The following is a 26465-nucleotide window of genomic DNA, read 5'->3' on the forward strand; positions in this document are numbered from 1 at the left end:
CCCTACCTAAACAGAAATAACAACTAAGCTTTCGCTATTTTGGACGCGCTAAAGTAAAAACATCACCTAAGTTTGCATATTGATTCGCACCTAAACGCGCCAGAGGGTTTAGTACTTTTGCATCAACATGTAAACGTCCTTTGACTTCGCTAACCGCGGCATCATCAATGTAAATATCGACAATTTCAACAAAAATGAGTTGCTGTGGTGCATTGCCTAAAGTTTGAGTACTGTGAACGCGACATAAAAAAGCGGCGCCGCAATTGGCTACAAAAGGTAATGGCCAATCGTTTTGTTCTTTAAGCGCAATATCATTAATATCAATTTCGCTATTTCCGTAGTCCACAGTCGCAGCTGATGCTGTGACAAGTGCGGCTTGCTCAGCATTCGGAATATTGATCACGCAATACTTTCCCTGAGTCAGATTTACCGCTGTGTCTTTTGACGCGCCACCAGCGTTTTTACCAACAGACAACATACACAAAGGCGGATCGCTGCACACTGCGTTGAAGTAAGAAAACGGAGCAAGGTTATAGTCATCGCTGATTGGCGCTTTGTCTCTATCATTTTCAGACAATACCCATGCTATTGGCCTTGGTATTATTGTTTGTGTCATTAGATGATAAATAGCACTACTCGACATCCCATCTAAATTGATAATCATTTAGTCTTTCCTGTTCCACGAATTATTTCATTATGGGACACACCTTTTTCCGTTTTGAGACAAAAGTCAATGCCGAATTCTAAGTCAGCTCTGATTACCGCTCATATCGTTCTGGATAAGCACTCAATAGATGGATACACTTAGCGTCGGCGTCATTTTTATTACAGGGATTAAACATGGAATTAGTAGTCGACAAGGTTGTTAAAAAGTACGAAGAGATGATTGCAGTCAACGAACTTTCTTTTTCGGTGTCAGAAGGTGAAATTTTTGCTCTTTTGGGCCCAAATGGTGCAGGTAAATCCTCTATTATTCGCATGTTGACTGGATTTACACATGCTGACGAAGGCCGCATATCAGTCAATATAGACGGAACTTATCATCCATCAATCCCCTCTCATGAGCTTGGCTATTTGCCCGAAGACCGAGGCCTTTATCCAGAGAAGTCTCTGCTTAAAAATATCCTGTATTTTGCTCAGTTAAATGGCATGGAAAAACAGTCAGCGTTAAGTGCCACCGATAGCTGGCTCGATCGCTTTGAACTCATCGACCGTAAAGATGATCCCTTAAAGTCCCTATCAAAGGGTAACCAACAGAAAGTACAGCTAATTACCGCTGTTATTCATCAACCACGATGGGTCATTTTAGATGAGCCATTTTCCGGGCTCGACCCAGTGAATCAAGAGAAAGTCGTCACCTTTCTATCCGAACTGACTGCACAAGGCATGAGCGTAATTTTGAGCGCCCATCAAATGGCAATGATTGAAAAGTTGGCCGCTCGCATCTTGCTAATGAATAAAGGAAAAGCCGTATTCTACGGCAAACTGGCAGACTTCCGTTCAAAGCAGGAAGCCAATGCGAAAATTTCTGTTACATTTGTACAGTCTATTGCACCGGAACTACAAAGCAGTATTCCTGACAATGTTGAACATCAATGGCTTAAAGACAATAAACTGAGTTTAAGCATCTCGGCACAATTCACCATTAATCAACTATTAAATCTACTACCTTCAATTGGTGAGGTAAGTGATATTCAAAGCCAGCAGATGGATCTACACCAACTTTACTTGCAAGCAATCGAAGAACAGGGAGCGTCTACCCATGCATAAAAATACATTTCGCCAAGTAAGGCTAGTTACTGCGTGGGAGTTTATGCATTTTTTCAAATGGAAGCAGGAGGTTATTTCAAAACTTATCATGCTTGCTATTGCTGCCGTTGTTTTTGTTTGGCAAACGGTAAAGGACGACAAAGAACCAATGTATTGGATTGGGGTTGTAAGCGAAAGCAGTAATATCGCCATACCTAACTCTACAGGGCCATTTGAGTTTGAACCTGCACCAGGAGCGCTAGACTCTTTGATCGAACAACTTGAAGATGACGCGCTATATGATGCAATCATTGAAGTCAAAGTGGGGGCACTGGGAAAGCATGAGGTCAAAATTCATAGCAGTGAAAAGACTGAGTGGCTAATTACACTGCAGCAAACGGTGACGCAATACTACGCGCAACTTTATGCGCAACAACTTGGTCTACAACAAGAGCAACTAAGCTTGCTATCCGAACCCGTTTTATTTGAACAAAGCTATACTGACGACAATGTGAAAGAAGACGAGAATGAAAGTTCGCTCACAGCCATTGGTATGGCCTTTCTCCTAATGGCAGGTGTATTCACCTCATTTGCCCAGATCTTTGCGAGTATTACGGGTGAAAAGCAGCAAAGAGTGACTGAACAACTTTATTCCTGCATTAGCGCTCAGACTTGGATTGACGGCAAAATATTTGGCAACTTATTACATGGCCTAAAAGCCATGCTCACCATGAGTATTAGTGGGATTCTAGGTTACACTTTTATACGTGTCGTGATCGCCGGTGAACCTTTAAGTTTCGACTTTATCGATTGGTCAATGTTGCCTTGGCTCATTGTATTTGCCTTGGCGGGCCTATACTTTTGCACTGCCTTTATGGCGGCGATTGCTGCAGCTATCGATGACCCAAATCACAGTGCAAAGACGAGTTTGATGCTTCTCCCTTTGCTACCTGTCATTCTAACGATGATGACAATGGGTAATCCCAGTGGTCTTGCCTTTACTTTCCTCAGTTACTTCCCATTAACTGCATTTGCCGCAATGCCAATAAAAATGTCATTGATAGAAGTGGCTATATGGGAGCCTTTATTGGCACTTGGCTTAATACTATTGCTGTGTTATTGGATTAGGGGCTCGGCGGGTCGCCTTTTTAAAATGGGCATGATTATGTATGGCAAAGAGCCCACTTTAAAGGATATGGTCAAATGGGCATTTAAAGGTAATTAATGTATTGCGCTGAGCTTTTACTATCTCTATTGATTTAGAAGCTTAGTCATTCCTTGATTGAATAGACGTAGCCATGAACCGCTTAATTGACCTTTGTAATCTTTGTTCAACGAAATAACCGCGTCTCGTTTCGACAATTTGCTCGCATTTTTCGGGTTAATTAGGCTATCGTAACGATCCAAAATACCAAGTAGTTTGGCACCTTCACAGATTTGATCTCGCTTAAGACCTAGTGGATACCCGGAACCATCCATGCATTCATGGTGTTCCATAACGATTTTTCGAGCTTCATCCCACAAACTCAGATTCTCAAGCAAACGTGCACTCTTGTAGACATGCGAACGCATTAAGTTTTGCTCTAAACTCGTTAACGCACTTTCTTTATTAACGATGTCTGCTGGCATAAATGACATACCAAAATCATGCACGTAACAAGCAACGGCCAACTGAGCCTCATCAATAGGCGTGGCACTGAGTTCGTTAATATAGAAAGCTAACTTTGCAATTCGATCGCCCCGCCCCTCTTGATATCCAATACGTTTTTCAATTGGTTTCATCAATTCACGGAAGAACAATAAATCGACTTGTTGCTCAGGACTGAGGTTTTGTGGAATACCCGTACGCGCTAATCGAACAGGGACTTCATCAAAACCTTCCTCTCCCTGCTCTAAGTTCCGCGTAGGATCAATTAAATTGACTGCATTGGCAAACAGAAACTCATGCCGATTTTGATTCGTCGGATTAATTTTACTGATCACATCAATGACTGCGTTGTTTAACTTTTCGTCATACTCGGCGTAACCATTCTTCATACAGCTTTCGACAAAGACCTTAACCTTGTCCATAAGCAATAGAACCAAATCACTCATGTTACTGGTGTAATCAATTTCGCCTTTCCGTAACAGATCTAGTAAATCTTCAAGATGCTGCAATATAGCAATCATCGGAGTAAACGAGACTAAACCCAAATCACCCTTAATGGTATGTACAGAACGGAATAACGCGCGCTGAAGTTCATTGTCTTTAGGTGTTAGCTCCAATTCGATAAGCGTTTGCTCACTAGCCTCGTACAGCTCGTTAATCTCTTCGATTAAGTCATGAAGAATATCGTCCTCTAGTTCTTCGTGCTTAAATACAGGCATACTGGCTCACTAAATGAAATTGGAAGTAGTGATAGTATATCGACACATTCAAGAAATTCATTCATATTTTCGACTGGTAAGCTATCTTCGCGAAAAAATCTCCGTATAATTGCGCCCATAGATTGTCACCTGGAATTTCTGTGTTAGCTATTATTCGTTTTATCACCTTACTTATCTATTTTATAGGTTTGAATGCCGTCCTCTTCCTTATCTTTTTGACGCGCCCATTTCATAGAAATAACGTTGCTTTAGCAGGTAGAATGTACTCGACAATGGCGCGCATTGTCGGACTGAAAATTGTAATGAGAGTTTCAAGCGAAGTAGACACTAATAACAATTACGTATTTGTCGCCAATCACCAGAATAGCTATGACCTGATCACAATTTGTAAAGCCGCATTACCCGGAGTCGTCACAGTCGGCAAAAAGAGTTTGAAGTGGATCCCTATCTTTGGCGTTATTTACTGGTTATCAGCAAACATCATGATCGACCGTAAAAACAAAGGTAGAGCTCGTGATACACTCACCGGTACCTTAGACAAAATGCGCGAAAAGAACCTAAGTATTTGGTTTTTCCCGGAAGGAACAAGAAGTAATGGCAGAGGTTTGTTGCCGTTTAAAACCGGTGCATTCCGATTAGCCCTCGCAGCAAAAGAACAGATTGTCCCTGTATGTGCGAGTGAGTTACACAATAAAGTGCATTTTAACCGCTGGAATAACGGTACTGTCGTCATTGAAGTCATGCCGCCGGTTGCCATTCCTGATGGAATGAATGCCAAACAATTAGCCGAACATTTTCACTCGATCATGTCGGACAAAATCAAGCAGCTCAATATTGAAGCTGAAAAACTAGATAACGCTTGAACATTGAGGAAGGTCAATTATGAGTGAACATGATGCAAATGAATGGTATGAATTCAACAAAGAGACAATTGAAGCCTTAATTGCTGACGGCAGTGATGTGTCACAAGCACACCAAATCGAGCACCACCTAGCTAGCTCGGATTTTGATGCTTTAGAGAAAGCGGCAGTTGATGCCTTCAAGGCAGGCTTTGAAGTCACTGATGCTGAAGAATTAGTGCTTGACGATGGTGGCACAGTCTTTTGCTTCGACGCTGTTGTAGAGAAAAAATTAGATGTTGACGTTTTTAACGCCGATGCCGATAAGCTGATAGCTATCGCAGATAAACACAAGGTCTATTACGATGGTTGGGGCACATACTTTATCGGCGAAGGTGCGTTAGAGCGCGATGAAGTTGGCCAAATCGATTATGACGACGATTATTAACGCCATAGCTTCATGGTAATCGCTAATTAGATCGACGGCAGCGCCACTTTTACAGATAGAGCCATATATATCAGCCTGTTGCCTAGGACAGCTTGATGTTTTACCCTAAGAAGGGTCAGTAGTCATAAAGGTCGGGAATGCACGGGACAGTCGGAAACTCAAAGTTTACTCAATCAATTCTTGATATCGTTAATCTTATTGATGGCAAGTCGCCTTTGCAAGATTCACTTTTTGAAGAAGCCTCTGTATTTTTTGAGAACCAAGAAACGGACCAAAAGCGCCTGACGACACTCGATACCGAAATACAAAGACTCACCAAAGCTGTTCAGTCTTCAAATAAAAAGACCGCTAGCTTGTCAACGGACGCGCTAAAAAAAGCAAAACTGAAGTTCAAGAAAGAAAAGGATCTGCAGGAACAAGAAAGGCTGAAACGCCTGCGTAGAGTGTCGGAAATTGGTGAAAAGATCATACGCCTTTCGGAAAGTGAAGACTGGGAGAAAACACAAACGTCAAGTGCCCGAATGTTGGGAACTTTACACCTATTGTGCCCCACTGAAGGCTTTAAGGTATTACAAACTAAACAACGTTTTAAACCGGCTTACAAATCAATTTTGGCAATGCGCTTATTAGATAAGCTACTGGATAAAAATCAAATTGATTCTAGCTACATTTCTGCTCGCTATGATTCTAATGCGAGGTACACCGATGCTAGAACTGAACTCACGCCGTTTCAAATTGACGTCGCCATCCCAATAATCACCGCTGCTATATTCCAAGATATTGGCTTACTGCACCCTAAGGCTCAAGAAATATTGAAGGGGCGAGATGGTAAACGCGACGAATATGCTGTCCTTGATAAAGAAACACGGATTGAATTATTAAAAACCAATTACAAGTACACCTTAGAATATGTGAAATATGGCCTAGGAATGGAGCAGTACGTCGGAAATTCAAAGCCCGAAAGAGCAGAGTTTATTGCTAAGGAAGAACAAAAGCTCAAATTAACAGTGGACTTATTAGTGGGTGCACAAAAGCCCAAAAATGGGATCGGTAACTTAATCAAAATCCCACAAATTTATGCTTCTTTTATTTTTTCAGCGAAACCCGACCAAACTCTATTTGATTTGCCTAAGGCTGGTTTGCTCATTACCAAGGCAGCAAAACAGTCATCACTAAGTGAATTAGCCGTTGATAGTTTATTGAAAATTTTAGGCCACTTTCCACAAGGATACGGCGTCACCTATATTGCTGAAAATCCTGATGGTACTAAATCTGATTCATTTGAATATGCGATTGTAGTTGAACTCAATCCAGAAAATATATTTGAGCCTGTCTGCCGAATTGCGACCAAAAACCTTACCTTTGTCGGAAATGGATCGACTATGGTCATCCCCGCAAAGCGCAATCTTTATTATCCCGAACCCAGAAAGCAATTAGAAAGAATCGATCCGGAAAGGCTTAAGTTGATACTGAAAAAGCTTGTGTCGAACTATGAAGAGCGCAAGGATCTTGAATTGATTCCAAGCCATTGGGACCCTCACACCTTTTTCCAGTATGAAAAATTACAAAACCTTTGGAAAAACTAATATAGCCAAAAAACGCTGTTTGTTACAAGCTAGAAGCAAAAAGCCAATCAACAACATGTGATTGGCTTTCTATATCTCAAAGCTTTATAGCCAAGCTTATGCTTTACGCTTTCTTGTCATGTAAACGCCACCTAATAGCACCAAGGAAAACAATACAATTGTTGAAGGTGCTGGCACTGGTTTAGAGTCGTAAGAAATACTGCCTGATAACACGTTAATAGTACCGCAACAGTTTACCCTGCTTGAAGAGTCAAAAGAGAGGTTCAATAAACCGTCACTGATAAGCGCAGCAAAATCTGCTGCTGAGATTATAGCAACACCAGTTAAAGTTGATCTAGATTGATTGCCAATATCACCAGCAAAATTAAATAAGTCATTGGCAGTGTTGCCATCAAATACTCTTCCTAGACTGAAAGCGTCAAAAAGAATATCGAGATATTCAAAATTACTGTTAAAATCACCATTTACAGAAAGCGTAACAGTTGCGTTACCCATAATAGTGGAAGGAACAACTAGATTATTGAAGGAGATTGTCGGCCCAGAACCAGAGGCTGATGAAGGTCCAAACGTAATTAACGCAGCGTTAGCTGAACCACCAACAAGCAAAAACATACATACAATCAACAGTTTTTTCATAAATATTTCCCTAATTTACTTTTTACAATCTGAATGCAATAGTTAGGCCACACATTTAATATAACAATATCAATAACTTAAGGTGGGTGGAAATAAAAATGTAAAATAACCTGACGGAAGTATTGTCATCAAAATAGATCAAACGTCACATAAAGCTTGCTCCACATCATCAAGAATATCTTCCGTCCGCTCACAACCCACGCTAAAGCGAATCACACCTTCAGCAATGTTATCGGTTCCCCATCGTGCCCGTCTCTCAGCCATACTATGCACACCACCAAAACTGGTTGCTTCGTATACCAATTTGCACGCATTGAGAAAATTCTCTGCAGCTTCTTTATCAGATAGTTCAAAGCTGATTATAAAGCCGAATAAATCTTGTTGCTTCTTGGCTATCTTATATGAGGGATCAGAAACTAAACCTGGATAACGGACAGACACCACTTTTTGATGTTCTGACAAGTATTCAGCCAAACGCATAGCATTCTCACACATACGTTGTAATCGCATATCGAGTGTTGACAGACTACGGTGAACCAGCCAAGTTTCCATCGGCCCTGGAATATTGCCAGAGTACTTTCGCCACTCTCTTATTTTATCGCTCAGCGCGCTGTTTTTTGTTGAAACATGGCCAAATACAACATCTGAATGGCCATTCACTGATTTTGTATCAGCACATAAACTGATGTCTGCACCTAAGGCCAAGGGTTGTTGGCCGAGAAACGTCAGTGTTGTATTATCGATTGCTAGTAAACAATTTTGAGTGTGCGCACGCTCAGCCGCTTCTCGGATATCAAAAGTGTCTAGCATCGGATTGCTGGGAGTTTCGAGTAAAGCAAGATCAACCCCTGCAAAATCGAAGTGTTCAATATCTTTCGTTGCAATTGTCTGTAAATTCACGCCAAAACGAACCAAGTATTGTTCAGTATAATAGCGCACAGGAGCATAGCCATCGCTTGGTAATAATATAGTATCCCCTGGCTTCACTAAACTTGTCAGGATCGCGGCTGCAGCGGCCATGCCAGAAGGAAATATACTCGTCTCACCTCCCTCAAGTTGAGATAAACCAAGTTCCAGATCCCGCCAAGTTGGATGATCAAAGCGTCCATACTGAAACGCTGTAGGGTCCACATCACCTGAGAGGTGAAAGGTGCTGGCAAACTCTGGACCTCGTCTAAAACTTTTTCCTTGTTCAGGTGGTGGTGCACCAGCATTAATGCTCAGTGTGGCTAAGCTTGGCTTCTTCGTCATAGCAAACTCAATAAATAAGGTATGTTAAACAGGATATTAGCACACACTTCGACAAAATTTAGCAGTTCATAAAGCAACAAATACTTCAGTTTGCAACAAACCTAGTCAGCTAAGGTTCAGGTAAATTTCAGTTTCGGTTCAGCTTCACCCTTGCATACTGACTATCAAGCATTACACCTAAGGGCTTACATTATGAAATTTATAACTAGCAAAACACTTTTTTCCATCGCGATGGTAAGCAGCATAGTATTTACTGGTGATCTGTTTGCTAATCAAGACACATCATCAGCATTGGTGAAGTCGAAAGAGTATCAACCCAACATAGTGGATGCTGCTGGCGAAAAACAAATTAAATATAAAACCGCTGAGCAAGGAAAAATCACAAATAGCGCAGCAACAAAAGCAGAACTAAACCTAAAGAAAAATGTAGCTCCTTTAACAAGAGAAACGGCAAGAAGCTATGATGATCCAGATTTTTGGATTTACGATAGCTACGTTACTTTAGACAATGACATCGATTATGACGGCTACTATTCATCGTTCACGATAGAGTTTGACGTAGACACAATATACCAACGTGCAGCGATTTATGCAGAAATATACTCAAGCACAAATGATACATTTACACCTTTTTATACCACCGACATCTATTATATCAACGGTGACAATACGCAAGATGCAATTGTGGTGGAAAACTCATTAATCACCGGCTTTCCAAGCAATGATTATGAAATAATGATTGTGATTTACGATGCTGATACAGATGAAGTTGTGGCGGTATCGGATGGTACGGACGATGCAGATTTAGCGTTTATCAGCTTGGAAAGTGAAAACTATGAGTATGTTGAACCTGTTGATGTGATTGTTGTGGAGAACGGCGGTTCATTTGGTAGCTGGTTACTCGCAGGGCTAGGTCTTGTTGCCTTGAGACGCGCTATTAAATAATATGTCAGAAAAGACAATAAAAAGCCCTGATTGCATTTCATCTAAAAGAATCGTCACAATCAGGGCTTTTTCAATACATTTGTAAAGTAGCTACCTTACTCTTCAATCCCGTGTGATAGAAGCGTAAATGCGTACTCTTCAGCATAGTCACGCAAGCGACCATAACGACCACTATTCGAGAAATGCCCCGCACCCATGTTGATGCGCATGACCAAGAGGTTATTGTCAGTCTTCAACTCACGCATTTTCGCTGTCCATTTGGCAGGCTCCCAATAAGTCACACGAGGATCATTCAGACCGCCAGTCACCAACATTGGCGGATAATCTCTCGCAACGATATTGTCATATGGCGAATAGCTTTTTATGTAGTCGAATGCAACGGGATCTTCGATTGGGTTGCCCCACTCTGACCACTCCGGTGGCGTCAACGGTAAACTTGCGTCCAACATAGTGTTAAGTACATCGACAAACGGCACGCCCAAATTTACAGAGCTCCACAATTCCGGAGCCTGAATCACAACGGCACCCATTAATTCGCCACCTGCGCTACGACCCGAAATGCTAATATTCCCTTCTGCAACATAGTCTTCACTGATCAAGTGACGAGCGACATCCACAAAATCATTGAAGGTATTCATGCGTTTATCTAGTTTCCCGTCAAGATACCATTGATGTCCTAACATATCGCTGCCACGCACATGCGCAATAGCGTATGAAAAGCCTCTATCCAATAAGCTTAATCTTAATGTTGAAAAGCGCGGTGTGACAGTTGAGCCATACGCACCATAACCGTACAACATCATCGGCTGACTACCATCCTTTTTAAAGTCCTTGTGATACACCAAGGTAACGGGGACTTCGATACCATCACGACTTGGTGCCATTATGCGCTCTGTACGATATTGAGACTTATCATATCCCGACGGTATCTCTTGAACTTTTTTAGTTTGCAACTCTTTCTTGCCGACATGATAGTCAAACACGGTGTTTGGCGTAATCATTGACGTGTAGTTTAAACGCACAAAGTCTTGTGAAAACTCTGGGTTGTTGCCCAAGCTGATGGTGAACACATTTTCTGGAAACGCAATATCGTGTGAACTGTCTTTGTAGTCGCTGATAGTCACTTTCTCAATCCCTTTCTCGCGGAATGAGATAACCATAAACTCCTTAAATACAGACATGCCTTTTAGATAAAGATCGTTTGAACCTGCTATAACTGTTTCCCACTTATCATAGCTAGGGTCGGCATCCGACACCTTGGCCATGCGTGAATTCACGTGAGTATCGTTGGCAATGATATAAAAATAACCATTGGCATGATCTACATTATTGAGAAAACCTTGCTCTCTCGATACGAGTTTAGTGGGTGTCGCGAATAAATCATTGGCGGGAACCACAAAAGTTTCGACCGTTTCACTTTGTCCACTAGCAATGATCAAGTATTCTTCGCTTGAGGACATATCAAACTGAATAAAGAAACCGTCGTCATTTTCAGTATGAATGATTTTATCTTCAGATGAATTTGTCCCCAAAGAATGCACGTTGACACTCTTTGTAAACCAACGCTCGTCATCTAACCGCCCGTAAACTAGAGTTTTATTATCAGCGCCAAAAACCAAATCGCCATTGGTATCGCTTAATTCATCAGATAAAAGCTCACCCGTATTTAAGTCTTTAATGACTATTTTATAGCGTTCATCACCGTTCGTATTATATGAGTAGGCTAAAAATTGATTATTTGGGCTAATTTCCCAATCACCCATTGTGTAATAATCATGCGGCTTAGCCAACTCAGTCACACTCATAAAAACTTCTTCTTTGTCGCTGTCCAACTTTCGACGACTATAGGTACGATACTCTTCACCTTCCTTGTAGAAGGATTTATATTCGTAACCGTTTTCGACCCAAGGAACTGATGAATCTTGATCGTTGGTTCGCCCTTTAAACTCCTCGAAAATAGTGTCGACAAGGGCTTTTTTGGGCTCTAGGAAAGCATTAAAATATGCATTTTCTTCATTTAAGTAGTCAATAACTGGCTGGTCGTTTACTTCTGGGTAGCCTTGGTCTTTTAGCCAATTGTATGGGTCAGATAAAGTCTTACCATGATATTCTGCGGTATATTCTACTTTTTTTGCCGTTGGCGCAGGAATAGGTAATTCTTTTAAACGCTCAAAGGTAGGTGAAGTTGCTTTCTTTGTTTCTTGTTTTTCCATTGAACCTTCTTCTGATGGTGTGCAAGCCGCTAATAAAGTCATGCCTGCGAGCATGGCTATGGGGCCAAATTTTAAAAATCGCATGGTATCTCCTTTTTTTTACTGTTGCTTTCTTGCGGAATAAACAAAAAAGCCAACACATGTTGGCTTTTCTTACTTATACATATCGTTAGATAGCTTCTATTTCTGCTTTTTGAGCACTAATTTTACTCAACTGCATTTCCATATCTGCAAGCTTAGCTCGCTCCTTTTCAATGACAGCTTCAGGAGCTTTGCTCACAAAGTTTTCATTACTCAATTTACCTTTCGTACGCTGTGCATCCTTCTCAATTTTTTCAGCAGCTTTATTTAAGCGTGCCAATTCAGCATCCTTATCAATTAGGCCAGCCATCGGTATTAAGATTTCCATCTCCCCCACCATCGCGGTAGCGGAAGCGGGTGCTTTTTCACCCTCGGTCAACAAAACAACGGACTCTAGTTTCGCCAATTTCGCTAGATAATCGCCACTGCTATCGAGCTTTGCTTTATCTGAGGCACTTACATTCTTGAGTAAAACCGGTAAAGGTTTTGAAGGCGCGATATCCATCTCACCACGGATATTACGGATACCTACAATAAATGATTTCACCCATTCAATATCGTCTAGCGCTACCTGATCTACTTTACTCTGATCAAACACAGGGAAAGCGTCAACCATGATGCTTTCAGCACTCGTCTGGTTTGTAGAGAGAGGGACTATTTTCTGCCAAATCTCATCCGTAATGTAAGGCATGAAAGGATGTAATAAACGCATCATATGCTCTAGTACATTGATTAAGGTATGACGAGTACCTCGTTTTTCTGCTTCACTACTGTTTTCTGAATTTAATATAGGCTTTGATAGCTCCAAGTACCAATCACAGAATTGGTTCCAGGTGAATTCATATAAGTGTTGAGCTGCAATATCGAATCGATACTGGGCCATAGCTTGTTCGTAGGCTTTCAAAGTCTCTTGGAATTGAGACCAAATCCAACGATCGAACACGCTCAATTGCAATTCACCACCGTTTTTACCTGCATCGAACTCTTCGGTATTCATTAACACAAAACGAGTCGCGTTCCATATCTTGTTACAGAAGTTTCGATAGCCTTCAACACGTCCCATATCAAAGTTAATATCACGACTTGTTGATGCCATTGCTGCAAAAGTGAAACGTAAAGCATCAGTACCAAAAGCATTAATCCCATCAGGGAACTGCTTTTTAGTTGCCTTGCCTATCTTTTCTGCCATTTTAGGTTGCATCATACCCGACGTGCGTTTGTTAAGGAGTGTATCGAGGTCAATGCCATCGATAAGATCGATAGGATCCAGCACATTCCCCTTCGACTTTGACATTTTGTCGCCGTTTTCATCTCGGATCAGGCCAGTAATATAAATGTCCTTAAACGGGATCTTGCCGGTAAACTTCTTAGTCATCATGATCATTCTGGCAACCCAGAAAAAGATAATATCAAAGCCGGTGACCAACACTGAACTTGGTACAAACGTTTCTAGCTCAGGCGTTTCTTTTGGCCAACCCATCGTTGCGAAAGGCCATAAGGCCGATGAAAACCAAGTATCTAGCACGTCTTCATCTTGTCTTAACGCAACACTCGCATCGATATTATGCTTCGCTCTTACCTCGGCCTCATTGCGACCCACAAATATATTTCCAGCGTCATCAAACCAAGCAGGAATACGATGTCCCCACCATAATTGACGTGAGATACACCAGTCTTGAATGTTGTGCATCCATTGATAGTAGGTTTTATTCCAGTTTTCTGGTACGAAACGGATCTCCCCACTTTCCACCGCCTCAATTGCAGGCTTGGCTAAAGACTCAACCGCAACATACCATTGGTTAGTTAAATAAGGTTCAATGACGACACCCGTGCGGTCTCCACGAGGCACTTTTAGTTTGTGTTCTTCAACTTTCAGCAACACACCAAGCTCAGTTAAATCGGCAACAATTGCAGTGCGGGCATCAAAACGATCCATACCGCGATATTTCTCTGGCGCAACATCATTTAACTTAGCATCGTCAGTTAGAATATTGATCATTTCAAGATTATGACGTTTACCCATATCGTAATCATTGAAGTCATGCGCTGGCGTAATTTTCACACAGCCTGTGCCAAACTCTTGATCAACATAATCATCTGCAATAATCGGAATTTCACGCCCCGTTAGTGGCAAAGTTAATGTTTTACCAATAAACGCGGCATAACGTTCATCATCAGGGTGAACAGCCACTGCCGTATCACCGAGCATTGTTTCTGGTCGTGTAGTTGCAACAACCAAATGACCGCTACCATCAGACAGTGGATACTGCATATGCCACATGTGACCGTTTTCTTCTTCACTCACTACTTCAAGGTCTGATACCGCCGTTAATAACACAGGGTCCCAATTCACCAAGCGCTTACCACGATAGATTAAACCTTCTTCATGAAGCTTAATAAACACTTCTTGAACGGCTTCAGACAAATTATCATCCATGGTAAAGACTTCACGATCCCAATCTGGAGAGGTCCCTAAACGACGCATTTGCTGCGTAATAGTGCCACCGGACTCTGCTTTCCAGTCCCATATTTTCTTAACGAAATCCTCTCGCCCTAAATCGTGACGTGTTTTTCCATCAGCATTTAACTGGCGTTCAACAACCATTTGAGTCGCGATGCCCGCGTGATCTGTACCGCATTGCCACAGGGTATTGCTGCCCTTCATTCGATTGTAGCGAATTAATGAATCCATGATGGTATGCTGAAACGCATGACCCATATGCAAGCTACCCGTAACATTCGGTGGTGGTAATAAGATACAGTAGGGTTCACCTTCACCAGATGCTTTAAAATAACCTTGCTGCTCCCACTTTTGATAACAGTCTTTTTCAATTTTGTGGGGATCGAATGTTTTATCCATTAATTACTCTCGTTTAATTGATTTGCAGGCGTGAATTGCATCTGGCAACCCGCCATTTTGTATTGCTTGTAACGCTCTCGCGCCTCTTGTTTTTTTACTTCGTCGACAGGCACAAAATCAATAATATGTTGATATTGTCGGTGGTTATCAATCATGCTGTGCGACAGATTCACTAGTGTATGGCGGTTACTGATTGGTTGGCCACTCCAAGTGATTTCAGCAGGTGTACCTTGCTTCGGTCCCTCACCCGCCAAGTTATGCGGGATAAACTCATCGACCGGATGTTGCCAAACAAATTCATCAACTTGTTCGGCTTGTTTTTTATCAGAACACAATACTGTTGACCACTTACGCTTTCGGTAAGCTGTAAGTAATAAACTCGAACACGCTTTCATAAGATCGTGACTTGGATCTGCTGAACTCTCATCGAGTTGATAGAACGTGACTATTGTCATTTAATATTGCACCTACTGCGTTTTATATTAATCTTCGCTGACTAAACCAGCTTTGTTAAACAGATACTGCGATAACATCGGCACTGGTCTGCCCGTTGCACCTTTTCTTGCGCCCCCGACCCATGCGGTGCCAGCAATATCTAAATGCGCCCAATTGTACTTTTTCGTGAAGCGCGAAAGAAAACACCCTGCAGTGATGGTTCCTGCCGGACGACCACCGATGTTTGCCATATCTGCGAATGGGCTTTCAATCAGTTCTTGATACTCATCCCACAATGGTAAGCGCCAAGCACGATCAGAACTTTGTTCTGAGGCGTTAATCAACTCATGCGAGAGTGGATTATGTGAGCTCAATACCGCCGTTGCATGAGGCCCAAGAGCAATGACACATGCACCTGTTAGGGTTGCAATATCGATGACAGCTTCAGGTTCAAAGCGCTCAACATAAGTTAAGGCATCACATAACACCAAACGGCCTTCTGCGTCGGTATTCAACACTTCGACGGTTTGCCCTGACATTGTGGTGAGTATATCACCTGGACGATAAGCATTCGCGTCCGGCATGTTTTCACACCCTGCGATAACACCGATAACATTGATAGGTAAGTTTAGCTCTGCCACGGTATGCATTACACCTAGGACTGAACTTGCACCGCACATGTCATACTTCATTTCATCCATATTGGCGCTAGGCTTGATTGAAATACCACCTGAATCGAAGGTCAGACCTTTACCAACCAACACAATTGGCGCCTGTGAGTCATCCGCTCCTTTGTGATGAATCACACTCATTATCGATTCATTGACAGAACCTCGGCCCACTGCAAGATAACTATCCATACTCAACTCAGTCATCTCTTTCTCGCCAACAGTATCTAATGACAAGGAATCGTATTGAGACACTAATTTAGCAGCTTGTTCATTCAAATATTTAGGATTACAGATATTTGGTGGCATGTTACTCACGTCTTTCGCAACCAGCACACCCTTGCTCACTGCTGAACCATGCTCAATAGCACGTTCACCAGAGGTTAATTCTTTTCGAGTAGGCACATTAAAGACCATTTTACGAAGTGGTCTACGAGGTTCACCTTTCTTAGTTTTAAGTTGCAAGAAGGTATAAAGAGAGTCATTCGCAGCTTCGACCGCTTGACGCACTTTCCAGTAAGTGTCTCGACCTTTCACGTGAAGTTCAGTCAAGAAGCAGACCGCTTCCATAGAACCAGTCTCATTGAGTGTTTGAATAGTCTTAGCAATAATTTGCTTGTATTGGCGTTCATTTAGCTCGCGTTCTTTGCCACAACCTACAAGAAGTACCCGTTCGCTCAGTACATTCGGCACATGGTGGAGGAGTAACATTTGACCAGCTTTTCCTTCGAGGTCACCGCGACGCAAAAGATTGCTAATATAGCCTTCGCTAATCTGATCAAGTTGTTCAGCAACATGCGTTAAACGGCGCGGCTCGAAAACGCCCACGACGATGCATGCACTACGTTGCTTTTCAGGACTTCCGCTTTTTACGCTAAATTCCATGTTGTTTCCTCAAATATTGTTTTGAATGAAAATCACCCAAAACCGATTAATTTCGTCTTTTTCAGATTATTGCAGATAAAAATAATGTATTGTCTGTTAGCAAAACTTTTGTTTATGCTAAACTATTACGTGATTTAAAGACGATGTGTGCATTAAAACAGTCAGAAATAGTAAGTTTACTGAAATATCTGCACCTTTCCACTAAAACCTATGTTTTCACCTGTAACTAAATGCTAATTTTTCGATATTTATTGCGCGAAACTTTCAAATCACAAATGGCCGTATTTTGTGTTTTGATGGCTATTTTCATCACCTTACGTTTTGCGCGTGTTTTGGGCGACGCGACCGACGGTAACGTTCCTGCAGACTTAGTGCTTGGTTTCATTACACTTTATAGTCCATATCTTGCTTCTTTGGTACTGCCCATCAGTCTATTTTTGGGCATAATGCTGGCGCATGGGCGGATGTATGTGGACAGCGAAATGACTGTACTGAAAGCATGTGGCGTCAGTGAATGGTATGTCACACGTGTTACCCTGCTTTTTGCGGTAGTAATGGCCCTCGTTACGGGCCTTGTCACTCTTTACCTTGTACCGGCATCAGCTGAACGGGAGTACCAATTACAAGAACAAGCGCAATCCCAATCGGGCTTAGCATCAGTAATTCCCGGCAGGTTTCAACAAACAGGTGATAAAAAGTCAGTTATTTTTGTTCACGATTTCGACGCAGACACTAATCGACTTGAGAAAGTTTTTCTTTCACAACGCGGTAAAGACGACGAGACAGTCCATCTCATTTATTCAAAAACTGGTACTATTGAAACTAGTGAACTAGGTGATCAGCAATTAGTGCTTTTTGATGGAAATCAGTACGAAGGCGAAAACACTGATCAGGCTTTCCAGATCATCAACTTTGACGAATATCGCCTAACAATTGCACAAAAAGACCAAGAACAAAAGCGTCGAAAACTAGTCGCTTTGCCTACCTCTGAACTCTTAAAAATGAATAGTATCGAGGAAATTGCCGAGCTACAGTGGCGAATTGCCATTCCTCTGTCTTTACCTTTTCTTGTTTTAATCGCGGTCCCTCTGAGTGCCGTAGATCCTCGCCAAGGGCGCTTCGGAAAAATGTTCCCTGCTCTACTCCTATACCTCGGCTATTTCTTATTATTACTCGCCAGTCGCAGAGTGCTAGAAGATGGCAAACTACCTGTATTCCTTGGTTTGTGGTGGGTTCACTTCCTAATGTTATTAGTGGGCATTGGATTAATAGCGCGCGATAGAAAAACAGGCGTAGTGTTGAGACAACTATTTTTGAGGAAGAAAGATGTTTAAGCTTCTAGATCTTTATGTTGCTCGAACGCTTATTAGCACCGTCACCGTGACGCTTTCAGTGCTGATTGGTCTTAGCGCGTTAATAAAGTTTGTAGAACAATTAAGACGTGTAGGTCAGGGTGACTATGATATGACCTTAGCTGCACTTTACGTCTTACTCAGTCTACCTCGTGAAATTGAACAGTTTTTCCCAATGGCTACCCTACTTGGGGGCTTAATTGGTATGGGCTTGCTGGCACAAAATAGTGAGTTAGTTGTTATGCAAGCTTCAGGCTTAAGCCGCTGGAACATTATCGCTTCAGCGATGAAGTCCTTGGTAATATTGATTATTGCGGTCATGATGCTTGGCGAATGGGTCACTCCACAAAGTGAGTCGAAAGCTAAGGAGTTGCGTACACAAGCGCTGTCTGGCGGTAATTTGATTTTATCCGATGAGTTGTTCTGGGCGAAAGATGGCAATGACTTTGTGAGTATTGGCGAGGTATTGACCAAAGAAACACTCCGAGACATCACCGTATATCAATTCAGTCCTCAGCTCGATTTAACGAATATTTTATCAGCTGATGCTGCATTCTTTAGTGGCGAAGAATGGACTTTACAAAATGTTCAATTACTGTCATTTTCAGAAACCCAAATAGATAAAAGCCAGGCTGAAAAAATCACTTGGAATAGCACACTGACCCCAGATAAATTAGGCATTGTAGCTATCAAACCAGAGGCCTTGTCAATTCAAGGTTTGGTTGGTTACATCAACTACCTTGATAACAGCGATCAAGATTCTGAGCGCTACAAGTTAGCATTTTGGCGCAAGCTGTTGCAGCCCGTGTCAGTGGCAGTTATGTTACTGATGGCTTTATCTTTTATCTTCGGTCCGCTACGAAGCGTGACGATGGGCGCACGGACCATTATGGGCGTGATGGTTGGCTTTACTTTCTTTATTGCAAACCAGGTGTTTGGGCAGTTTAGCTTAGTCTTCCAACTTCCCGCGTTTGTCGGAGCCATTCTACCGAGCCTAGTATTTGCTGGCATCGCAATGCTTCTTTTACGCCGGCAATAGCGCAACTAGCTCGCTTTTGCTTTTACCAGCTTTTATGGTCGTTTGCTTCTTTCGACAGGAATAATACTTCAGTTTGGGCAATACGGTCCTGCAATGACTGTTTGTGTTTATAGTCGAAAAGCACCAATAAGGTGCCAAGACCTAGAAATGACGTTAGCATCCTTAACAACAGGCGTGCATAGGAAATATCTTTCTCATCTTTAAGGTTATATATTTTTAAGCGCCATGCTCTCATCCCAAGCGTCTGCCCGCCATGCTTCCAGAACCACAGAAAAAAGCTAGCAACCCAAAATCCAACCCATACGTTAGCGATTAACTTCAGCGAATCTGACACTTGGAATAAATCCATATAGTGCTCATGACCCTTAGTATCAATTAATTGAAACTCAAACAAGACCAGTAAAACGGCTTGAATAATGAGTCCTGCACACATAGCAACCGCTGTCGCAACTAAGGCGTCATAAATGATAGCAGCGAGACGACGGAAGAAACTTGCTCTGCGAAAATCGCCCGCTTGTGTCTCAGTCTCTTCGGTATGAATTGCTGTGCTAGAAGGTACCTTCGATTTATCGGTTTGCTTGTTCTTTTTTCTGGTCAAAACGGTACTCTAGTTGAATAGTTTTATTATGATTAGATTGGAATATACGAATGTTACATTCAACAGACCAATAAAACTACGCGAGACTGTGAATTTGTTTCGCTATTCGCTTATCTTTTCGGCACTTGAGCGAAATAACACTTGATACATGATCCAAGATAGCTATAATGCTCTCCTCTCGGCAAACGTCGTAGAGCACTCTGTGCCAGAGTGGCGAAATTGGTAGACGCAGCGGATTCAAAATCCGCCGGTAGTAATACTGTGCCGGTTCAAGTCCGGCCTCTGGTACCATCTCTTTTTAAGAGACACAAAACCCGTTGATGACTCAATGGGTTTTTTAGTTTCTGGGATCTACTAAATCATCTTGAATCAATTGTTCAATAAACCATAATCGGTCTTGCCCCCAAGTAAACTCTGAACCATATTTAAAACATGGCACTCCCCAAAAGCCGAAAGATGATAGTTCATTATAATTTTGGTCAAGTTCTTCGCGCCAAGTTGTATTCTCGAGTTCAAGTCTGGCTTTCTCCCAATCCAACCCACTTCGTTCAATAATGTCTTTCAAAGTATCAAGCTGATCTGCATGACGTCCTTCAGCATTTACGGCTCTGCCAAAGTTGAGCAAAAACGCGAGCTCTTTGCCATGATGTCTAGCATGTATAAACAAGGCATAACAGTGTTCAATTGGCTTTCCCAAAGGATCTGCGACAAAGCCATATGGTATGTTGTATTTCTTAGCCTCGCGAACGGTATCGTGAAAAATGACCATCTTCTTTCTATGGGGAACTAACATACCTCGCATCACCATAGGTAAAACAGGCTTTATCACAAGGTTTACATGATACTTTTCACACAGTGCCGCTGCTCGCTCAAGACCTAAATAGGAATAGGGACTTCTGGCGGAATAGAACATTTCCAGTGATTTTTGTTTTTCTTCTTTGTTAGCTGATTGCGTAAATACCGGTTTGGATATTAATTCCTGTGTGTCGTACAACACGGTATTTATCCCTTTACTCAAGCCAAGTGCATTCAACCTTTTTTCTAGGTGACTTAGCCTATCAACACCCCAGTACCATTCGCCTCCATAATGCATTGATGCCGGCAAGTAGTGTCCCATTTTCTTGAGCTTTTGCTCATTCTCCGCGAGTTGTTGACTGACACTCACTATATCTAGTTGTGGTAGTTTCCGCTCCTGAACTTTTTGTTTTACCCATGCCTTAGACAGTATTTTCAAATAGTCTGAAGTATTATTGACCGTTCCATGAAGCTCAAGTATTTGGCTTGTAAAGGCCGCTCTTTCTTCATTACTTAGCAGTTTATCTTTCGATGGAGCAATCAGCTTATGCTGTGCAGCTAGTCTGCAAGCATCAATCATACTGTGCTTGCGCCATTTTTCCGGATCTGGAAACATCTCTTTTTGCAAATGGCTGATAAGATAAAAGCGTATGCTAATATCGAACCGCGTTTGCATGTTTGTGAGCACTTGAACAAGCAAAAAGCTATAGGGGTCGTCTAGAGAAATAAACACAGACACTTCATGCGGCTGCTGACTGACTTTTCTGAATAGCTCTGCTTTCGCCCTGCGCAAGCGCAATAAGAGATCGCTGGCTAAAAGACATGCTACGTAGGGTTGGAGGATTCTCACGAGCATGAGCTAATACTTCAATTCTGACAAGTCATTCAGCATTAAGGTTGGCAAACACTAAGCTATATTTACATTTAAATGATAACCAGAGTACTTTCGCATATTAATCACGCGGTTTTCGTCTAGTATTAAGTACTGACCTTTAATCCCCATTAATTTACCGTCAAAACCACCCTCCTTATCAAGATTAATAGACTTAATCTTTTCTGGATACTTTAAAACAGGGTAATTAATATTAACAACGCTAGACTCCACAGGTTCTATCGATTGAAGTCCGTGTTCTTGCTGTAGTTCAGCAATCTGGTCGGCAGCTTCACTCAATAGTGTTTCTTTTAGGGCGATTAAATCGAATAATTCAGGCTCGCCTTGCAACATCTTACGCCAATTCGTTTTATCAGCGATTTGTGCTTTCAGCGCAGTTTCAACCAAACCACTCATTAAACGATTCTTCACTCGCAAAATGGGTAATGCTTGTGAAGCTCCTTGATCAATCCATCTAGAGGATACCCCCTCAGTCACAAAACGGGTAATACCCACCTTTGTGTTGCCTGTGTTAGACAAATAAACAAAATGCCCTTTGAGACAGTTCGCTTCTCCCCACTCAGGCTCTCTGCAAGTTCCCTTATCATAATGGCATAGTTCAGGCTTGATAATACAAGTATCACATTGTGCTAGACGCATTAAGCAAGGATAACAATAACCTTGGTTAAAACTTTTCTTAGTGACTCTATCGCAATGGACACAATTTATTTGAGCATTATGTTGCACGCTGATGTGATGGCCAATCGCCTCATTCATATTTGCGAAACTCTCACCCACAGGAAGTTCGTAAATAGCTAGATTATCGCTATCTACACTGACTCTCATTTTTTTTATATTGCCTTCAAAGCTTGCCATATATATTTCCAGAAACTGTTTTGTTGAGCATGATAGTGATTCCTAGTTCCAATGACAAACAGGATTGAGATAGAAAAGCGCTAAACAACTTTGTTCGAACGTTTATGATAATTCATCAAATATAAATTGTTTGTGAACAATAGGCGTAAATCATAATATTTGACCACCGTGAATTGGATCGAAAAGAAAAATTGATTAACGAAAAATTAGAGTTACTGAAAAAAGAAACCGATGAATTAATCACAAAATGCACGGAAATAGGTGATGAGAAAACGGTACAGTTGTTGTCCGAAATTGCTGAGATGCTAGACATAGCACACAATACTCACTTAGGAAATGCGTTGACGACGCTAAGCGCATTAGTAACAAAAGAGCTAAGTAAAAAATAAGCCCCAGTGTTAAGGATCTAACAATGGGGCTCAAAATGACTTCTAACGGGTTCTCGTCACAACGATCTTCGCTGTGGGATTATCCCAACGGTCACTTTCATTAAGCACCGAAGTTGCTAGACCTTCCCTGCTAGGATCGCTAACGTTTTCATTCGTTACGACACCTCGGTGCACATGCACAGCATCCACAACATCATCTCTTACTGCTGAGAATCCAGCACTTGCGCCACCACCGCCTGCAGCCCCTGCCGCAGGTCCTGGCATCGTATCAGCAGTTTCAAGGTTTGCTTCGGTACCCGAATCCCAACTTACCGTCATAAACGCTTTTTGGTCGCCAACTTCCATATTGGAAATATCCATCGCATTTAAACCCGTGAAAGCATCGTTGGTATCTACCAGCATCGTCAACACCGACACTCTCAGATTATCAGTATCCAAGGTTGGCACAACAAGTGTCGTTTCACTGCCAATGCTTCTTGGTGGAGTTCCGGCGCCTTGCTGCGCATCGAGAAATTCCACTGATTGTGTCGCTTCATCAATCAAACCACTAGCATTGCCGCCTTCAGCAAGCATTTCCAAAGCAACACTAGCTGGCTCACCCGGCACAAAGGCATAGTATCCAGGCTCATGGGCTACCACTGAGGCAGGTGAGAACGGTTGACCGTACGTGAGATTAGCAATGCTAACGGTATAAACAGCAAGATTACCTGATTGTCCATTATTACCGTCGTCACCGTCCTGACCGTCTGCTCCATCTGCACCATCTTGCCCATCTGCGCCATCTTGACCGGCTGGTCCTTGAACACCCTGTGGACCAACAGGCCCTTGTTCACCGTCATCAACGCAACCTGCTGCTAAAGCAACGAGCAGCGCTAATGAGGACAATTTAAGTATTGTAGTTTTCATTATTTTGCCCCCAATTAAGATGCTGGAACAACGATAGTCACGCGAGCCACTGGGTTTAACCAACGGTGGACGGTCGAATCCAAATCACTTGAACCATCGGTTAGGCTAGTATCACCTAAAGTATTGCGATGAATATGGACTGGACCATCAGTGCCATCGACAACTTCTGTTGGGCTTGCAAGTGGGTCGCCATTTTCATCAAAGCCGACAGTTACCGCGACACCGGTTCCTCCCGTTCCCATCGATGGCGCTATATTAGGTGCACCCGCACCAGCTACCCCAGGAACACCATAACCACCAAGTGGCAAACCACCCTCTTCTGTGATGTCAGTTCTTGTGCTGTTTAATTCATCATTCAGTTCTGTACCAGCGTCATATGCATTAAGGTAATAAGTGTAAGTGCCAGGTTCACTTGGGATCATAATAGAATCCAAACCAGCAAAAGCATCATTGCTTGGGATCAACATTGTAAGTAGTGAGAAGTAAGGCTTGTCCATAGTGTCAAACGAATACGTTAGTGTGCTTGATGGCGCTAATAAACCACCAAAACGATGCCATGTGTTACTGCCGTTGTCAGTGTCTACAGGTCCAAGTGCAGCTTCAAAGTTCTGACCGCTCGAGTCAGCATTCTGCGCGTCGTCAATGACACCTGCTTCAGCTAACCAAGCTAAGGCGGTACTGGCTTCCGTGCCAACCTCGAAAGCATCAACGCTTGCGTCATGTGCTATTGCTAAACGCGGTGTCATATAGTTCGCATGTGTTAAGTTTGTAATACTTAGTTCAACCTCTACCGCCTGTGAGTAACCTGATGCTGATAGCCCAATCATTGCGGCTAGTGCTAATTTGTTAAGTTTCATGTTTTATCTTCCTCGATATATTGAAATGGGTTTGTTTGGTTAACGAGAAATAAGATAAATGACACTTCTAACTAAAGTGTCACAAAGAACTAACAAAACACGCACTATTTAGTCTTTGTTTTATGACAAGGAATAAAACTGTAAATAGGTGTCGTATGAAAGCTTAATGGTTTGCATGTGATACAGTCAGATAATACTTTCGAGATGTGAATGCATCTGCTTAAAGGACAGACAGATAAATGAAACAAAAAGACCAACTAGACCTAACTAAATCACTACTAGAACAAGCTAAGAACTCTGCATTTTCATATTTAGAGAATACGAATGATTTGCCTGTCTTTCCTGTTACGGATGCATTAGCGCTTTTAGATGATTTGTCTAAACCGTTTCATACAGAATCTATTGATCCAAGTGTTACTCTGTCTGAATTAAGTCAAATCGGCGACAAAACCATTGTCAATCATGGCGGTAGTCGCTATTTCGGTTTTGTGAATGGCGGTGTTTTGCCAATCGGTATAGCAGCTAGGTGGATAGCGGATACTTGGGACCAAAATGCGGCTTTGGAGGTAATGTCTCCTTTGGCTGCCAAGCTTGAAGAGGTTTGCGAATCTTGGCTTGTGGACTTATTTAACCTTCCAGGCAAAACTAAGATGGGTTTAGTTAGTGGCACATCAGTAGCAACCTTATGTGGAATTGCTGCTGCAAGGCATTATTTACTAAGCAAACTTGGTTGGGATATCAACGCAGATGGATTAATGAATTCACCGAGACTTCGCATAATCATGGGAGATCAAACTCACGGTACTGTGACTAAGATGGTTAAGCTCTTGGGTTTCGGTAGTAACAGTATTGAAGTCGTTCCTTCAGATAAGCAAGGAAGAATGTTAGTCAATCAAATACCCACGCTTGATGACCAATGTATCGTTATATTGCAGGCCGGAAATGTCTGCACTGGTTCGTATGATGACTATAGAGCTATATGCGAATTAGCAAATAACGCGCAAGCATGGGTTCATATCGATGGCGCTTTTGGATTATGGGCATTAGCATCTGAAAAATTTACTAATCTAACGAAGGGAATTCAGCTTGCCGACTCTTGGTCCGCTGATGGCCATAAAACACTTAATACACCCTATGATTGCGGTGCTATCTTTTGTAAACATCCAACATCACTGGTTGAGGCTCTTCATCAACAAGGGAGTTATATCTCCGCAGGCGATAATCGCGACAGCATGAGTTTTACACCTGATATGTCGAGACGAGCAAGAGGCATAGATCTATGGGCCTGCTTACATCATTTGGGCAAAAAAGGCATTCAACAGTTGGTTGACCGTTTGCATTTTGGCGCCATTTTCATGAAAGAAGGTTTATCTTCTATTGGATTTCATATAGAAAACGATGTCCATTTTAACCAAGTCATCGTAAGGGCCGAAAGCGATGCTAAAACCAAGCATATTTTACATGAACTTCAAAAGAATGGTGTTGTATGGTGTGGTAGCGCAATGTGGAAAGGACATTTTGTTATCAGAATCAGTATTTGCTCGTGGCAAACAAACGATAACGACCTCACTATCGCACTCAAAGAATTTGAACGCGCTTTCAATAGTTGATAGTAATAAAGGGGTCAGAGTTAATTCTTTATTATTCAGCTTTGACCTGGCCCTTAACAATGTAAACACGCTTGTCGGCGTCCTGCCCGCTCCCAAACGGCATCCTTGCCGTTTGAAGGTTTACATTGTCAAGGACCAGAACAAACCGTGACAAACAATTAACTCTGACCCCTTTTTTGATTTTTGCTGTTGGGTTTATTGCGGGCATA

General features: G+C 42.2%; 23 protein-coding genes and 1 tRNA gene. 11 read left to right on the top strand and 13 right to left on the bottom strand.

The genetic code is table 11. The features are described from left to right. Window positions 1-34: 34 nt before the first annotated feature. A complete protein-coding gene (locus tag RM556_RS11915) occupies window positions 35-664 on the bottom strand; it encodes a flavin reductase family protein (RefSeq protein ID WP_311362898.1) in 630 nt (209 codons plus the stop codon). Window positions 665-840: 176 nt separating this feature from the next. On the opposite strand from RM556_RS11915, the gene RM556_RS11920 reads away from it, so the two are divergent. Both RM556_RS11920 and RM556_RS11925 read left to right on the top strand, forming a co-directional pair. Further along, window positions 841-1770 carry an ATP-binding cassette domain-containing protein gene (locus RM556_RS11920; RefSeq protein ID WP_311362899.1) on the top strand — a complete coding sequence of 310 codons (930 nt, stop codon included), beginning with the start codon at window positions 841-843 and terminating at the stop codon, window positions 1768-1770. Further along, window positions 1763-2974, top strand: a complete 1212-nt coding sequence (locus RM556_RS11925; protein WP_311374681.1) for an ABC transporter permease — start codon at window positions 1763-1765, stop codon at window positions 2972-2974. The genes RM556_RS11920 and RM556_RS11925 overlap by 8 nt, the downstream gene beginning before the upstream one ends. Window positions 2975-3000: 26 nt before the next feature. On the opposite strand, the gene RM556_RS11930 is transcribed toward RM556_RS11925, so the two are convergent. After that, the gene (locus tag RM556_RS11930) at window positions 3001-4116 is read right to left on the bottom strand and encodes an HD domain-containing phosphohydrolase (protein WP_311374682.1); all 1116 of its coding nucleotides are present in this window, start codon (window positions 4114-4116) and stop codon (window positions 3001-3003) included. 140 nt (window positions 4117-4256) lie between these two features. Here RM556_RS11930 and RM556_RS11935 point away from each other — a divergent pair, with 140 nt between their 5' ends. From RM556_RS11935 to RM556_RS11945, 3 genes are all read left to right on the top strand, one after another. After that, window positions 4257-4979 carry a 1-acylglycerol-3-phosphate O-acyltransferase gene (locus RM556_RS11935; RefSeq protein ID WP_311362902.1) on the top strand — a complete coding sequence of 241 codons (723 nt, stop codon included), beginning with the start codon at window positions 4257-4259 and terminating at the stop codon, window positions 4977-4979. A gap of 19 nt (window positions 4980-4998) precedes the next feature. Further along, window positions 4999-5403, top strand: a complete 405-nt coding sequence (gene rraB, locus RM556_RS11940; RefSeq protein ID WP_311362903.1) for a ribonuclease E inhibitor RraB — start codon at window positions 4999-5001, stop codon at window positions 5401-5403. Window positions 5404-5540: 137 nt separating this feature from the next. Then, window positions 5541-6989, top strand: coding sequence for a hypothetical protein (locus tag RM556_RS11945; protein ID WP_311374683.1), 1449 nt, complete (start codon window positions 5541-5543; stop codon window positions 6987-6989). Between the two features lie 96 nt (window positions 6990-7085). Here RM556_RS11945 and RM556_RS11950 read toward each other — a convergent pair whose 3' ends face one another. Both RM556_RS11950 and RM556_RS11955 read right to left on the bottom strand, forming a co-directional pair. Beyond that, entirely contained in the window at window positions 7086-7625 is a 540-nt protein-coding gene (locus RM556_RS11950; RefSeq protein WP_311374684.1) for a PEP-CTERM sorting domain-containing protein, read from the bottom strand. A gap of 138 nt (window positions 7626-7763) precedes the next feature. Further along, window positions 7764-8876: a cystathionine gamma-lyase gene (locus tag RM556_RS11955; RefSeq protein ID WP_311362906.1), complete on the bottom strand. Its 1113-nt coding sequence runs from the start codon at window positions 8874-8876 to the stop codon at window positions 7764-7766. A gap of 192 nt (window positions 8877-9068) precedes the next feature. Between RM556_RS11955 and RM556_RS11960 the strand changes: the two genes are divergently transcribed. After that, the gene (locus tag RM556_RS11960; RefSeq protein ID WP_311362907.1) at window positions 9069-9821 is read left to right on the top strand and encodes a choice-of-anchor H family protein; all 753 of its coding nucleotides are present in this window, start codon (window positions 9069-9071) and stop codon (window positions 9819-9821) included. 95 nt (window positions 9822-9916) lie between these two features. On the opposite strand, the gene RM556_RS11965 is transcribed toward RM556_RS11960, so the two are convergent. The 4 genes from RM556_RS11965 to pepA all read right to left on the bottom strand — a co-directional run bounded on the left by RM556_RS11965 (window position 9917) and on the right by pepA (window position 16963). After that, a complete protein-coding gene (locus RM556_RS11965; protein WP_311362908.1) occupies window positions 9917-12118 on the bottom strand; it encodes a S9 family peptidase in 2202 nt (733 codons plus the stop codon). A gap of 85 nt (window positions 12119-12203) precedes the next feature. Beyond that, window positions 12204-14975: a valine--tRNA ligase gene (locus RM556_RS11970; protein ID WP_311374685.1), complete on the bottom strand. Its 2772-nt coding sequence runs from the start codon at window positions 14973-14975 to the stop codon at window positions 12204-12206. After that, window positions 14975-15430: a DNA polymerase III subunit chi gene (locus RM556_RS11975; protein ID WP_311362910.1), complete on the bottom strand. Its 456-nt coding sequence runs from the start codon at window positions 15428-15430 to the stop codon at window positions 14975-14977. The genes RM556_RS11970 and RM556_RS11975 overlap by 1 nt, the downstream gene beginning before the upstream one ends. A 27-nt stretch (window positions 15431-15457) precedes the next feature. Beyond that, the gene (pepA, locus tag RM556_RS11980) at window positions 15458-16963 is read right to left on the bottom strand and encodes a leucyl aminopeptidase (RefSeq protein WP_311362911.1); all 1506 of its coding nucleotides are present in this window, start codon (window positions 16961-16963) and stop codon (window positions 15458-15460) included. 230 nt (window positions 16964-17193) lie between these two features. On the opposite strand from pepA, the gene lptF reads away from it, so the two are divergent. Together lptF and lptG are read left to right on the top strand one after the other, a co-directional pair. Next, window positions 17194-18297, top strand: a complete 1104-nt coding sequence (gene lptF, locus RM556_RS11985; RefSeq protein ID WP_311362912.1) for an LPS export ABC transporter permease LptF — start codon at window positions 17194-17196, stop codon at window positions 18295-18297. Further along, window positions 18290-19354 (top strand): LPS export ABC transporter permease LptG, encoded by a 1065-nt coding sequence (gene lptG / locus RM556_RS11990; protein WP_311362913.1) that lies wholly within the window; start codon window positions 18290-18292, stop codon window positions 19352-19354. The genes lptF and lptG overlap by 8 nt, the downstream gene beginning before the upstream one ends. 22 nt (window positions 19355-19376) lie before the next feature. Here the strand turns inward: lptG and RM556_RS11995 are convergent, their stop codons facing one another. Then, window positions 19377-19895 (bottom strand): RDD family protein, encoded by a 519-nt coding sequence (locus RM556_RS11995; protein WP_311374694.1) that lies wholly within the window; start codon window positions 19893-19895, stop codon window positions 19377-19379. A 261-nt stretch (window positions 19896-20156) separates the two neighbouring features. On the opposite strand from RM556_RS11995, the gene RM556_RS12000 reads away from it, so the two are divergent. Next, window positions 20157-20243, top strand: a tRNA-Leu gene (locus RM556_RS12000). 46 nt (window positions 20244-20289) lie between these two features. Here RM556_RS12000 and RM556_RS12005 read toward each other — a convergent pair. Together RM556_RS12005 and RM556_RS12010 are read right to left on the bottom strand one after the other, a co-directional pair. After that, window positions 20290-21603, bottom strand: a complete 1314-nt coding sequence (locus tag RM556_RS12005) for a DsbA family protein (protein ID WP_311374686.1) — start codon at window positions 21601-21603, stop codon at window positions 20290-20292. 51 nt (window positions 21604-21654) lie between these two features. Continuing rightward, a complete protein-coding gene (locus RM556_RS12010) occupies window positions 21655-22494 on the bottom strand; it encodes a DUF2797 domain-containing protein (RefSeq protein WP_311374687.1) in 840 nt (279 codons plus the stop codon). 191 nt (window positions 22495-22685) lie between these two features. On the opposite strand from RM556_RS12010, the gene RM556_RS12015 reads away from it, so the two are divergent. Beyond that, window positions 22686-22883, top strand: coding sequence for a hypothetical protein (locus RM556_RS12015; protein WP_311362917.1), 198 nt, complete (start codon window positions 22686-22688; stop codon window positions 22881-22883). 42 nt (window positions 22884-22925) lie between these two features. Here the strand turns inward: RM556_RS12015 and RM556_RS12020 are convergent, their stop codons facing one another. Continuing rightward, window positions 22926-23789, bottom strand: coding sequence for a spondin domain-containing protein (locus tag RM556_RS12020; protein ID WP_311374688.1), 864 nt, complete (start codon window positions 23787-23789; stop codon window positions 22926-22928). Between the two features lie 14 nt (window positions 23790-23803). Beyond that, on the bottom strand, window positions 23804-24646 hold the full coding sequence (locus RM556_RS12025; RefSeq protein ID WP_311362919.1) for a spondin domain-containing protein: 843 nt from the start codon (window positions 24644-24646) through the stop codon (window positions 23804-23806). 239 nt (window positions 24647-24885) lie between these two features. On the opposite strand from RM556_RS12025, the gene RM556_RS12030 reads away from it, so the two are divergent. After that, a complete protein-coding gene (locus RM556_RS12030; protein ID WP_311374689.1) occupies window positions 24886-26256 on the top strand; it encodes a pyridoxal-dependent decarboxylase in 1371 nt (456 codons plus the stop codon). Window positions 26257-26465 lie beyond the last annotated feature (209 nt).

Source organism: Alteromonas sp. W364, from assembly GCF_031846205.1.
Lineage (GTDB): Bacteria > Pseudomonadota > Gammaproteobacteria > Enterobacterales > Alteromonadaceae > Glaciecola > Glaciecola blandensis.